The sequence below is a fragment of the Qipengyuania marincola genome (assembly GCF_029688625.1).
Taxonomy (GTDB): domain Bacteria; phylum Pseudomonadota; class Alphaproteobacteria; order Sphingomonadales; family Sphingomonadaceae; genus Qipengyuania.
Genome location: NZ_JARULC010000002.1, coordinates 621215 through 633318 on the forward strand (window position 1 = coordinate 621215; position 12104 = coordinate 633318).

A 12104-nucleotide genomic window follows, 5' to 3' on the forward strand; every position below is an offset into this window, starting at 1 on the left:
ATGCCCGAACGGCTTGCGTGCGGAACACCCGACCCCTTGCGATCCCGGAAGGGCCCGAGGGCTCTTCGCGATGATTCTACGATAGTCCGCAGCGCCGCATCGCGGCAGTCACACAGTCGGGGGACAGGGCGTCAGACAGCCAGCGGCATATTGTCGATCAGGCGCGTTCCGCCGATCCTTGCAGCGACGAACAGGCGCGCATTTCCATTATCCCGATCGAGAGGAGCCAGGCTGTCCGCGTCTCGGATTTCGGCATAATCGACGCTGTCGAAGCCGGCGACGTGAAGGGTCTCGCGCAGATTCCCCAGGGGGCGCTCCACCCCTCCGCCTTCTGCGAGAATTGCGATCGCATCGCGCATCGCCTTGGGCAAGGCAGCCGCTCGCGCGCGGTGGTCCGGCGAAAGATAAGCGTTCCGGCTGCTCATCGCGAGACCGTCCTCCTCGCGCACGATCGGCATCCCGAGGATCGCATCGACATGGGGACGCACGAAGTCGAGATCTCGCGCCATCCGCCGGATCACTGCCAGCTGTTGCCAGTCCTTCTCGCCGAACACCGCGATGTCCGGGCGAACCTGATTGAACAGCTTGCACACGACAGTCGCGACACCATCGAAATGGCCGGGCCGGTTGGCGCCGCACAGCCCGTCGCTCACGCCGGCCACCGAGATGTTGGTTGCATAGCCTTCGGGATAGACTTCGCTAGGCTGCGGTGCCCACAACAGGTCCACACCTTCAGCGATCAACAGCCGGCTATCGCGGTCAAGCTGGCGCGGATAGGCGTCGAGATCCTCTCCCGCGCCGAATTGGCGTGGATTGACGAAAATCGACACGGCGACGTGATCGGCCCGTTGCCGGGCGAAGCGCACGAGCGTCAGATGCCCTTCGTGGAGCGCCCCCATGGTCGGGACGAGAGCAAGAGACCCCTTGCTGCGCAAGGTCGGCGTGGTTTGCCGCAGCTCGGCGAGAGTCGAAATGGTCTTCACGGAAAGGCTCCGGCCAGGGGAGAAGGGACGGTGCCGTGCTTGTGGCTCCGTCCCTTCTCCCCTGCAAGACCCTAGATTTCAGCGCGCCTCGGGCGCTGCTGCGGCCGCATCCACCGGCAGGCCGCCGAGCTGGTAGACGAGGTCGCTGTAGGCATTGAGATAGGCGAGTACGATGATCTGCCCGATGGCGGTATTCTCGTAACTGCCGAAGCCACCCGCTCCGCCGCCTCCGCGGCCGAACAGACCCCCTCCGGCTGCCCAGCCAAGGTCCTTCTTGCGGAAATAGCCTTCCACCAGCGCTTCCTCCACGGTGGTCCGGGCGTTCACAACCGACAAGGTGACGTTTGCTTCCCCTTTCTTGACCGAGATGCCGCCCGCCAGCGCGCCCGCGGCACGGCCGAAAAGACCGCCCACGACGCCTCCGAGCACGCCGCCGCCACCCCCCGAATTGCTGTTCGCGCTGACGATGTCAGGCTGGAGGAAATAATCCGCGGCCTTCACCTGTCCGCCGCCGAGATTGGAGCCTTCCTGCAGTTCCCCCTGCTCCGCGAGGGCACGTTCCATCGCGCGGCTCTGCATGGACCGTCCACGATTGACTAGGGTGAAGCACCCGGAGCGCTGGACGAATACGCGCAGGATTGCCTCTGGGCTGCCAAGATTGAATTCGCGCCACCACTGGTTATCCGGCTCGACGATTGCGACGGTGCCAAGATTACGCGTGCATCGCGGGATCTCCATCGTCGCGCGATCCTGTGCCTGCCGACCTGACGAACGGCCCTGCGCATCGGCCGGCTCGGCTGCGATAGCGAAGCCGGAGATCAATGCCATTGCTGCGAGTGCATGGGCTTTCATACGAACCCCCTTTCCATCTTCGAATGATGCGGCTGGCCGTTGCCAGTGCCGCTCTGCAAGATGCGCCCCTGCCGCCGGGGATAGCATGATCGGTCCGAATGGCTTGTATGTCTGCGCCATGTGTAAAATACACTCGGCCAGATAGCGCCCCCGCGTTGCGGGGCACCGGCAGACTGGTTAGGGACGAAAGACCGATAACAGACCGCAGGTATCCAGCTTTCCATGTCGCGCACGCCGCACCGAATTGTTTTCGCCAATGAGAAGGGCGGCACGGGCAAGTCGACCACCGCGGTCCACGTCGCGGTTGCGCTGGCCTTTCGTGGCGCGCAGGTCGCGGCGTTCGATCTCGACCACCGGCAACGCACCATGTGCCGCTATTTCGAGAACCGGGCTGATACCATGGACCGGCGCGAGATCGCCGTGCCGACCGCGGATTGCCATGTCGTCGACGGGATCGACGAGAGCCAGTTCGAGGCCTTTGTGAAAGGACATGCCCAGGGTGCCGACGTCGTCGTCATCGACACGCCCGGGCGTGATGACCCGCTGGCCCGCCATGCAGCGACCACCGCTGATACTCTGGTCACGCCGATGAACGACAGCTTCGTCGATTTCGACCTAATCGGCCAGGTCGAGGGCGAGAGCTTCAAGGTGAAGCGCCTGTCCTTCTATGCCGAGCTAATCTGGGAGGCACGGCTGAAGCGGAGCCGCGCCACCATCGATGATGCGCGCCCCCAGATGGACTGGGTGGTGGTGCGCAACCGCACCGGCCATACGGAGGCGCGCAACATGGCACGGATCGAGCAGGCACTGGGCGAGCTGTCGCGCCGCGTCGGCTTTCGCGTTGCCAAGGGTCTTTCCGAACGCGTGATCTATCGCGAGCTCTTCCCATCCGGCCTTACGCTGCTGGACAAGGGCCATTTGGGTGATCTCGGCACGAGCCACCTGGTCGCCCGGCAGGAGCTGCGCTCGCTCATCGCCAGCCTCAACCTGCCCGGCGCGGCCTTTCCTCAGCCAGCCGAAAGCGCAGCCTGATGCTGCGTCTGATCGCCCTGGCGCTGCTGTTGAGCGTGCTCTGCCGCTGGCTTCTGGGTCGCTGGCCGTGGGAATATCTGCGCGGTCCGGATTCGCGCTCGCAAGCGCTTTTCCGGGCGCGCAAGCTGCTGGGCGTGGGAGCGCGTGCAGACGCCAGGGAAATTCGGGATGCGCATCGGCGCATGACAGCGATGATCCATCCCGATAGGGGTGGCAACAATGCCCAGATGCAGGACCTTAACGCTGCACGCGACCTGTTGCTGAACGATCTGCCATACGAACCGCCGGAGCATCCCAATGAGCCATGAATTCGACCCCACAGTCCTGCGGGAATACGACATCAGGGGCATCATCGGCGAAACGCTCGGTCCCGACGATGCCCGCGCGATCGGCCGCACCTTCGGCTCCATGCTTGCCGAAGCGGGCGGCAACCGCGTTGCAGTCGGCTATGACGGGCGCGTATCGTCGCCGATCCTCGAACATGCGCTGGTCGAGGGGCTTACCGCGGCGGGTTGCGATGCTGTGCGGGTCGGCATGGGTCCAACTCCCATGCTATACTACGCCGAAGCATCGGATGACGAAATCGATGGCGGTATTCAGATAACCGGCAGCCACAACCCCGCCAATTACAATGGCTTCAAAATGGTATTCCAGGGGCGTCCGTTCTTCGGATTGGACATCCAGGAGCTTGGCCGCCGCTCTGCTGCGGGGAATTGGGCCGACGGGACCGGCGCGGTCGAAACCCGCGACGTGATGGACGCCTATATCGCCAAGATGGTGTCTGCTCTCGAAGGGGTGGACACCGCCCGCCTCGCATCGCTGCGGGTTGGCTGGGATGCGGGCAATGGCGCCGCCGGCCCGGCGCTCGAACAACTTGTCGAGCGGCTGCCGGGCGAGCATCACCTGCTGTTCACAGAAGTCGATGGCAATTTTCCCAATCATCATCCCGATCCGACGGTCGAGGCCAATCTCGAGGACCTGCGCAAACTTGTCGCGGAAAAGTCGCTCGATTTCGGTATCGCTTTCGATGGCGATGGCGACCGGATCGGGGCGATCGACGGCGAGGGACGGGTGATCTGGGGCGATCAATTGCTGATGATCTACGCCGAGGATCTGCTGGCCAGGCGTGATGACGCGCCCGTAATCATTGCCGATGTGAAGGCCAGTCGGGCCCTCTTTGACCACGTCGCGGCCTGTGGCGGCACTCCGCAGATGTGGAAGACCGGCCATTCGCTAATCAAATCCAAAATGAAGGAAACGGGCTCGCCGCTGGCCGGCGAGATGAGCGGGCATGTGTTTTTCGCCGATGAATATTTCGGCTTCGACGACGCGCTTTATGCCGGCGTTCGGCTGCTCGCCGCTTCGGCGCGGCTCGGTAAGTCCGTGACCGAGCTACGTGGTGCAATGCCCGACATGATCAACACGCCCGAAATGCGTTTCCAGGTCGATGAGAGACGCAAGTTCGCAGCAATAGAAGAGGTGAAGGAGCGGCTCAAGGACAGCCCTGACGAGGTCGACGGCACTGATGGCGTGCGCGTGACGAACGCCGATGGCTGGTGGCTGCTGCGCGCCTCGAACACACAGGACGTGCTGGTCGCGCGTGCGGAAAGCGAGACGCAACAGGGGCTTGGCAGGCTGATGGAGCAGATCGACGAGCAGCTCGCGCTCAGCGGCCTCGAACGGGGCGAGAGCGTCGGGCACTAGGCTGGGATCAGGGGAGATGTCGATGAAGAGATTCGTGATGGCCGGTGCGGCTGGCTTGATGTTGCTGGCGTCCGCACCTGCGAGCGCTCAGGCGGAAGACACGGCTGCGGGCGAGGACCTGACGGGCGAGCAGCTCGCGGAATTTGGTGCTCTGATGGGCCAGGTCTTCCAGACCGAACCTCTCACGGCCACGCAGGAGGCCCGGCTCCCGCAGGCGCGAGCGCTTGTCGAAACGATGATGCCCGACGGCTTTTACGGCCAGATGATGGGCGACGTCATGGACAAGATGATGCGTCCGATGATGACCATGTTTTCTACGCCCGATTTCATCCTTGCGGCGCGCCTCTCGCTCGAAGACGGCGCTCTCGACGACCTCGAGGAGAGCGAAAAGGCCGAGCTGCTCGAAATGCTCGATCCCGCCCATGATCGCCGTGTTGACGCCATCATCAATGTGCTGACGGGGCAGATGGCGGGCATGTTCGAGGTAATGGAAGACCCGATGCGCGACGGGCTGTCGAAGGCTTATGCCGTACGGTTCGACCAAGACCAGTTGGCCGATATCGGTGCCTTCTTTGCGACTCCGACGGGCGAGATCTACGCTCGCGAGCAGATGGCGTTGTTCGCCGATCCGCAAGTCATGCAGGCGAGCATGCAGGCGCTGCCGGCAATGATGAGCGGATTCGGCGATATGGAAGCCACGATGAAGGAAGCGATGGCTTCCTTGCCCAAAGAGCGATCATACGAGGACCTCGACACGGCGCAAAGGCGACGGATGGCGCAATTGCTGGGTCTTGATGTCGACAGCCTCGCAGAGGTGGTGCTCCCGCCGAAGCCCGTCGAGAGTGAGGGCGTCGACGCGGGCATGTAGCCCGGGCTACGGCAGCGCGCGGAACGCTTGCGGACGTGTCGCGCTCTAGCCTCATGGTACAGCCTGTTGTCCCTACCGAAATCGCCGACTGGTTTGCCGGTCGGGGTTGGCGCGTGCGGCGCCACCAAATCGAAATGCTCGGTGCGAGCGAGGCGGGCCGGCACGCCCTGCTGGTGGCGGATACCGGGGCAGGCAAAACGCTGGCTGGGTTCCTGCCGACGCTGGCTGCTTTCGCGCCGTCGACGCTCGACGGTGCCGAGCCACCCGAAGGACTGCACACGCTCTATGTCTCGCCGCTCAAGGCATTGGCGCATGATGTGCAGCGCAATCTGCTGACCCCGATCGAGGAAATCGGCCTGCCGATTCGGGTCGAAACGCGCAGCGGTGATACGCCCTCCGATCGCAAGAAGCGCCAGCGCACCCGGCCACCGAATGTTCTGCTGACGACGCCCGAGAGCCTCTCGCTGCTGCTGAGCTACCCGGACAGCTTCGAGCTGTTTGCGGGGCTTCGGCGGATCGTGATCGACGAGGTGCATGCCTTCGCCATAGGCAAGCGGGGAGATCTGCTCGCGCTGGCCCTATCGCGGCTCCAGGCGATCGCACCTGGGCTGCAGCGTGCCGCGCTGTCTGCAACGGTGGCTGAGCCGGAGAAGTTTCGCGAATGGCTTGCGCCACTGACGACCGGAGACACTGCCGAAATCGAAGCGGTCGAGCTTGTCGAGGGCGAACCGGGTGCACCGGCGGAGGTCGAAATCCTGCTGCCCGTGGAAGAGCGCGTCCCTTGGGGCGGGCACGCGGCGACCTGGGCAATCCCCCAACTCTACGAGCAGATCAAGGCGAACCGCACTTCGCTGATCTTCACCAACACCCGTTTTCTGGCGGAGTATATTTTCCAGCACCTGTGGGACGTGAATGAGGACAATCTACCCATCGGGGTTCATCACGGGTCGCTGTCGCGCGAAGCGAGGCGCAAGGTGGAAGGTGCGATGGCACGCGGCGAGCTGCGGGCGCTGGTCGCCACCGCCAGCCTCGATCTGGGTGTCGACTGGGGCGATATCGATCTTGTTGTGCAGATGGGCGCGCCCAAGGGCTCGAGCCGCCTGTTGCAGCGGATCGGCCGAGCCAACCACCGGCTGGACCAGCCAAGCCGCGCGCTACTGGTGCCGGGCAACCGCTTCGAGTTTCTCGAAGCGACCGCCGCGCGCGAGGCGGTCGACGAAGGCAAGCGCGATGGCGAGGATTTTCGCCCCGGCGGACTCGATGTGCTGGCTCAGCATGTCATGGCCTGCGCCTGCGCCGCGCCCTTTCAGGAGAACGCATTGCTCGCCGAAATCCGCTCGAGCATTGCCTATGCCTGGGTAGACGAGGAAGTCTGGCAGCGCGTGCTCTCATTTGTCGAAACCGGCGGCTATGCGCTGAAGGCCTATGACAAATTCAAGCGCATCGTGCGCGACAAAGAGGGCGTTTGGCGGCTCACCCATCCCGAACAGGCGCAGCGGCACCGCATGAATGCGGGCATCATCATCGACAGCGAAATGCTCGAGGTGCGGATCAATTCGGGCCGCGGGCGGGGTGGGCGAAGCCTCGGCAAGATCGAAGAACGCTTCGCCTCATCACTCAGCCCGGGGGATACATTCGCCTTTGCCGGCATGAGCCTCGAGGTGGTGAAGCTGCAGGACATGGAAGTGCTGGTCAGGGCGGCCACGTCGAACGCGATGATCCCCAGCTATGGCGGCGCGCGCATGCCGCTGACCACGCATCTGGCCGATCGCGTGCGCGAGATGCTGGTCGACCGCTCTGGCTGGGCGCGCTTTCCCGACGACGTGCGAGAATGGCTGGAGGTTCAGGACTGGCGCAGCCAGATGCCGGGGCCCGGGAAGTTGCTGGTCGAGAGCTTTCCCCACGCCAAGCGGCACTACAGCGTCTATTACACCTTCGAGGGCTGGAACGCGAACCAGAGCCTCGGCATGCTGATCACGCGGCGAATGGAGGATCGCGGTCTGATGCCTGGCGGCTTCGTGGCGAATGACTACAGCCTCGCCGTGTGGGGGCTGAAACCTGTCACCGATCCTGCGCCCCTGTTGTCGCCCGACATATTGCAGGATGAATTTATCGAGTGGGTGCAGAATTCGCACCTTCTGCGCCGCGCGTTCCGCGAGGTCGCTGTCATCGGCGGCCTTGTCGAGCGCCAGCATCCGGGCAAGCGCAAGACCGGCAAGCAGGTGACCTTCTCGACCGACCTGATCTACGATGTCCTGCGCAAATACGAGCCGGACCATGTGTTGCTGGAGGCCGCCTGGGCGGATGCGCGAACGCGCATGACCGACGTCGGGCGGCTCGGCAATCTGCTCGACCGGTCGGCGGAAGAGCTGGTCCATGTAGAACTTGATCGCGTCAGCCCGCTCGCCGTGCCGGTAATGGTCATGATCGGCCGTGAGGCAACACCGCAGGGGGCCGTCGATGATGAATTGCTGCTGGAGGCCGAAAGCCTCGCCGGCGCCGCGATGAGGGTCGACGGTATGGAGGCTATCGAGGACTAGCGGTACGTGGGCATATCGGGGACTGGCGGTGGGACGAAGCACCTGCGCGGCTGGGCCGGGGCAAGCTCCGCGAAGGTTTCTGGTCGATCATACTGCCCAAATTGCGAGATGTTGCCGAACAGGAAACAGTCTTTCAGGCTGCCGGTGGCCTGAAGCAGACCCAGTATCTCCAGGGTGCGGGGATATGGCACCATGCCATCCGGCTCGAATAGCAGGCTCACCTGTGCCGGACCGCTCGGGCGCGCCATCAGCATGTCATGCAGGTCACGGTCTTGGACTGGCGTGCCGTTGAACCGCACCTGTCCGCCGGGATCGATCGTAATACGATCATAGGCGGGGGACAGCGGGTCAATGTAGCCTGCAGGATAGGGTAGCGGCAGGTCGACGACCAGCGCATGCGTTCGAGCACCATAAGTGGCGAGGATAAGTGTCGCCGCAATCAGGAGGACGCCCGCATGCGGCGCCATGCCGAGCCAGCGGATCGGATCGCCGTGACGACAGCGCTTGTAGCTAACCCGAGTGCAGTGGGACCTATTCGGCATCGAAGGTCCGGTATCGTTCATTCCCGGCGAAAGCGAATGTGTCGATCCCGGCGTCCTTGATCAACGCGATGGTCCTTGCCGAGCGGTCGTAACTCGCCGCCGGGTGCGGTTCGAAGCGGATCAGGGGTTGATCGGGCAGGGCTGCCGCACTGGCCATCTGGTTCAGAAGCTCTTGGCTATTGAGGGCCTGGTCGTTCCAGAGCAGCCGGTCCCGCGTGTCAATGTGCACGGTGTTGGTCGCGGCGATGTCGAAACGGCCTTTGCCGGTGGGAAGAGGCACTTGCAACGCGTGCGTGGCCAGGGGGATCACTACGATGAACATGATGAGCAGGACGAGCATCATGTCTATGAGCGGAGTGATGTTCATCTGAGACATCGGCGAGGCTGCGACGGGTGATCGACGACGCGGATAGGCCATGTCCATCTCCTTATTGCAATGTGATAACATCACAGAGGCGCGAGGGATGCAAGCCTTAGAATGAGAGCGGCAACCCTATGCCCCAATCAAGCTCGGCAGCTGGTTCGACGACCTTCCTTTTGGCCGCACACAACAAAAAGGGGCGGATCGCTCCGCCCCTTCTCATTCTCTTATGCTTGTCTCGCGTCCTTATCCGGCAGTGCCGAAGGTGCGATAGCGTTCATTTCCGACGAAGCCGAACTTGGTTACCCCGCTCGCCTTGATGATCTGCAGCACACGTGCGGCAAGATCGTAGCTGGCGAGAGCCTCGGGTTCGAACTGGAGTTCCGGCTCAACCGCCATCTGGGTCGACTGGGTCAGCAGCGTGCGCAGCTGGCCGTCATTGATGGGGTTCCCGTTCCACAGGATCTCGTCCGTTTGCGTCAGGATGAGCTTGTTTTTCTCCGGCTCGACAATGACATCGGGCGGAGTGGGGCTGGGTGCCGGGAGGTCGATATTGACCGCGTGGGTCGCGACCGGGATCGTGATGATGAACATGATGAGGAGCACGAGCAGGACGTCGATCAACGGCGTCATGTTCATTTCCATCATCGGCGCGCCATCGTCCTTGCCGCCTGACATAGCCATACTGGGGTACTCCTGAGTCTTACTTCGCTACCGGTGTTCCAACGTTAGCCGTTGGGGTCCACGGGGTTCGAGATGAAGCCAACGGTCGGATAACCGGCCGCCTGAACATTGTAGATTGCGCCGGCCACGCAGGACCACGGCGCATTCACGTCGCCGCGAATATGCACCTGCGGGATCGCGTCGGGATCCTCCATGATCGCTTCGGGGCCACCAGCCCGCTGCACGATCGCATCGAGGCGCTCGAAAGCCTGGTCGTAGAGTTCTTCCGAAGTCACCGGCGAGATATTGTTGAAGTAGACGCGGCATTGGCCATTGCGCGCCGCTCCTTCAAAGCCGGGTTCGCCTGCGCTACGTCCTGCGGCATCGGTCGTGCTGACGGTCAGCAGCAAGTTTTCGACCTTGTCCTTCGATTCCACCGATTCGAATACGGGAATCTCGAGCTTCTCGATCGTCTGGATCGCGACCGGGACCGCGATGAGGAAGATGATCAGAAGCACCAGCATCACGTCCACGAGCGGCGTGGTGTTGATGTCCGACATCGGCGTCTCCGCGCCTCCTCCTGTCGAAATCGCCATGGTTCAAATCCTATCGTTTAATTGCGCTAAGTGATTCGATCGGCGCGGCGGGAAGCCCGATGAACTCCCCGCCGCCGGCCGAATTACTTCTTGATCGCGCCGCTGGCACCGGGGTTGGTGGTAGCGGGCTTGGTCGCGGTCGTGCTGGTCGTTGCCGGCTTCGCCGCAGCGGCCGAAGTGCGCGCAGTGGCGGTGGTGGCAACGGGCTTCACGGCGCCGTTCGAGTTGATGTTGGCGAGCAGATCGGTCGAGAAAGCGTTGAGCAGCTCGGCGATGCGCTTGTTACGGCTCTGGAGCCAGTTGTAGGCGAACACGGCCGGAACCGCGACCAGCAGGCCGATGGCGGTCATGATCAGAGCTTCACCAACCGGACCCGCGACCTTGTCGATCGAGGCAGAACCGGCGATGCCGATGTTGATCAGCGCGCGATAAATCCCGATCACGGTGCCAAGCAGGCCGACGAACGGTGCGGTTGCGCCGACGGTAGCGAGGAAGGGCAGACCGCTGGCAAGCTTCGAGTTGATCGAATCCTCCGAACGGGCGAGCGAGCCGTGCATCCAGTCATGCGCTTCGAGCTTGTCGGTCATCTTGGAGTGCTGGTCTTCGGCCAGAATGGCGTCGTCGACGAGCTGGCGCCAGGCGCTGTTCTTGTCCAGCTTGGTGGCACCTTCCTTGAGGCTGTTGGTCTTCCAGAAGTTGGACCGCACAGCCTTGTACTGGTTCATGACCTTGCGCTGTTCGAACATCTTGGTGAACAGGATGTAGAACGAGCCGACCGACATGATGACCATGACGCCGAGGATGAACCAGGCGACGAAGCCGCCCTGTTCCATGGCTTCCAGGAAGCCGAAGGAGTTCTGCGGGGCCGCATCGGCAGCGGCAGCAAGGATTTCAAAGGTCATAGCGAGTAGTCCTCTTACGTAATTCGCAGGGGCCGCCTGTGGCGACGGCTAAACCCTAGTTGAGCTGGTAAACGATCGTCGTGCGGTATGTGTCGGTGATCGGATTGCCCGCCCGGTCGAGCGCCGGGTCGAAACGAGCATACCGTGTCATGCCGTCACATGCGGCGGAATCGAGGTCGCTCGATCCGCTGGAGCTGGTCACCGAGCAGCTTGCCACGCGTCCGTCGGTTCCGACGGTCACGGTTACGCCGACATTGCCCTCGGTCCCTTCGCGCTCGGCGCGACGAGGATAGTTCTGCTGGATACGACGCGCCCAGCCCGACTGACCTTTCGGCGTCGCGCCCTTGGCCTTGGAAGGCGCAGGAGGAGGCGGCGGCGGCGCGGGAGGCGCTGCGGGTGCCGGCGGCGGAATCCGGATCGCAGGCGGTGCCGGCGGCGGAATCGTCTGCTGCGTGCGTATCGGCGGCGGTGCCGGCGCGATGCTGATCGGCGGCGGCGGGGCCACCGGCGGCGGCGGTGCCGTGTCGGGTTCAGGCGGCGGCGGAGGCTCGTCCTCCGGCTCCGGCGGCGGCGGCTCCTCGATATCGATCGTGGTCACGCGCTCCACCACCTGTTGCACCGCATTGTATGCGAGGCCGGTGATGAGGGCATAACCGAGAGCGATATGGATGAGGGCAACAATGATGATCGCGACAATGCGATTGCCGCTCATCTGTTGGTCAGCATATGCCATTCGGTCGCTTCACTCCATCGGTCGTCCCGGCCGTAGCCGGAATCTAGAGGCTTTGCGGGAGGTGCTTCGCACGTGCGACCCGCTGCCTCGTTTTTCATTCAAGACGTCGCTGCGACCCATAAGTCGAAGCGACGCAGAAGACCCGAAGTTCCCGAAAGAAACCCCAAATCCTCTCCCCCAAGCAACATTGTATCACGGCTTGGGCCCGCCTGACCCCTTACCCACGATGACCGTGCTCCGCAAACCATTTGTCGGTTAAGGGCGGATTCAGTGCGTTTGCCTGTAATATGGAAGGGAACCGACCGGTCCTGCGCGTCATTACCGACTC

Annotated in this window: 13 protein-coding genes; 5 read left to right on the forward strand and 8 right to left on the reverse strand. The window is 63.2% G+C overall.

The genetic code is table 11. From position 1 onward, the window contains the following. Positions 1-131: 131 nt before the first annotated feature. Together panC and P8Q88_RS08330 are read right to left on the reverse strand one after the other, a co-directional pair. Complete coding sequence (gene panC, locus P8Q88_RS08325) at positions 132-983, reverse strand: pantoate--beta-alanine ligase (protein ID WP_278323385.1); 852 nt, start codon at positions 981-983, stop codon at positions 132-134. A 78-nt stretch (positions 984-1061) separates the two neighbouring features. Beyond that, the gene (locus P8Q88_RS08330) at positions 1062-1835 is read right to left on the reverse strand and encodes a CsgG/HfaB family protein (protein WP_278323386.1); all 774 of its coding nucleotides are present in this window, start codon (positions 1833-1835) and stop codon (positions 1062-1064) included. 222 nt (positions 1836-2057) lie between these two features. Here P8Q88_RS08330 and P8Q88_RS08335 point away from each other — a divergent pair, with 222 nt between their 5' ends. From P8Q88_RS08335 to P8Q88_RS08355, 5 genes are read left to right on the forward strand one after another with little or no spacing between them, the layout of a single operon-like run. After that, positions 2058-2867 carry a division plane positioning ATPase MipZ gene (locus P8Q88_RS08335; protein WP_278323387.1) on the forward strand — a complete coding sequence of 270 codons (810 nt, stop codon included), beginning with the start codon at positions 2058-2060 and terminating at the stop codon, positions 2865-2867. Continuing rightward, a complete protein-coding gene (locus tag P8Q88_RS08340; protein ID WP_278323388.1) occupies positions 2867-3175 on the forward strand; it encodes a J domain-containing protein in 309 nt (102 codons plus the stop codon). The genes P8Q88_RS08335 and P8Q88_RS08340 overlap by 1 nt, the downstream gene beginning before the upstream one ends. Next, positions 3165-4571, forward strand: coding sequence for a phosphoglucomutase/phosphomannomutase PgmG (gene pgmG, locus P8Q88_RS08345; protein ID WP_278323389.1), 1407 nt, complete (start codon positions 3165-3167; stop codon positions 4569-4571). Before P8Q88_RS08340 ends, pgmG begins: the two co-directional genes overlap by 11 nt. 22 nt (positions 4572-4593) lie before the next feature. Beyond that, the gene (locus tag P8Q88_RS08350; protein ID WP_278323390.1) at positions 4594-5439 is read left to right on the forward strand and encodes a DUF2059 domain-containing protein; all 846 of its coding nucleotides are present in this window, start codon (positions 4594-4596) and stop codon (positions 5437-5439) included. A 53-nt stretch (positions 5440-5492) separates the two neighbouring features. Next, a complete protein-coding gene (locus tag P8Q88_RS08355; RefSeq protein WP_278323391.1) occupies positions 5493-7979 on the forward strand; it encodes a ligase-associated DNA damage response DEXH box helicase in 2487 nt (828 codons plus the stop codon). On the opposite strand, the gene P8Q88_RS08360 is transcribed toward P8Q88_RS08355, so the two are convergent. The 6 genes from P8Q88_RS08360 to P8Q88_RS08385 all read right to left on the reverse strand — a co-directional run bounded on the left by P8Q88_RS08360 (position 7976) and on the right by P8Q88_RS08385 (position 11776). Further along, positions 7976-8521 carry an ExbD/TolR family protein gene (locus tag P8Q88_RS08360; protein ID WP_278323392.1) on the reverse strand — a complete coding sequence of 182 codons (546 nt, stop codon included), beginning with the start codon at positions 8519-8521 and terminating at the stop codon, positions 7976-7978. The genes P8Q88_RS08355 and P8Q88_RS08360 overlap by 4 nt on opposite strands. Beyond that, entirely contained in the window at positions 8511-8939 is a 429-nt protein-coding gene (locus P8Q88_RS08365) for an ExbD/TolR family protein (protein ID WP_278323393.1), read from the reverse strand. The genes P8Q88_RS08360 and P8Q88_RS08365 overlap by 11 nt, the downstream gene beginning before the upstream one ends. Before the next feature lie 189 nt (positions 8940-9128). Next, positions 9129-9566, reverse strand: coding sequence for an ExbD/TolR family protein (locus P8Q88_RS08370; protein WP_278323394.1), 438 nt, complete (start codon positions 9564-9566; stop codon positions 9129-9131). Positions 9567-9610: 44 nt separating this feature from the next. Beyond that, on the reverse strand, positions 9611-10141 hold the full coding sequence (locus P8Q88_RS08375) for an ExbD/TolR family protein (RefSeq protein ID WP_278323395.1): 531 nt from the start codon (positions 10139-10141) through the stop codon (positions 9611-9613). Positions 10142-10224: 83 nt separating this feature from the next. Next, entirely contained in the window at positions 10225-11043 is an 819-nt protein-coding gene (locus P8Q88_RS08380) for a MotA/TolQ/ExbB proton channel family protein (protein WP_278323396.1), read from the reverse strand. Between the two features lie 55 nt (positions 11044-11098). Further along, complete coding sequence (locus P8Q88_RS08385) at positions 11099-11776, reverse strand: TonB family protein (protein WP_278323397.1); 678 nt, start codon at positions 11774-11776, stop codon at positions 11099-11101. Positions 11777-12104 lie beyond the last annotated feature (328 nt).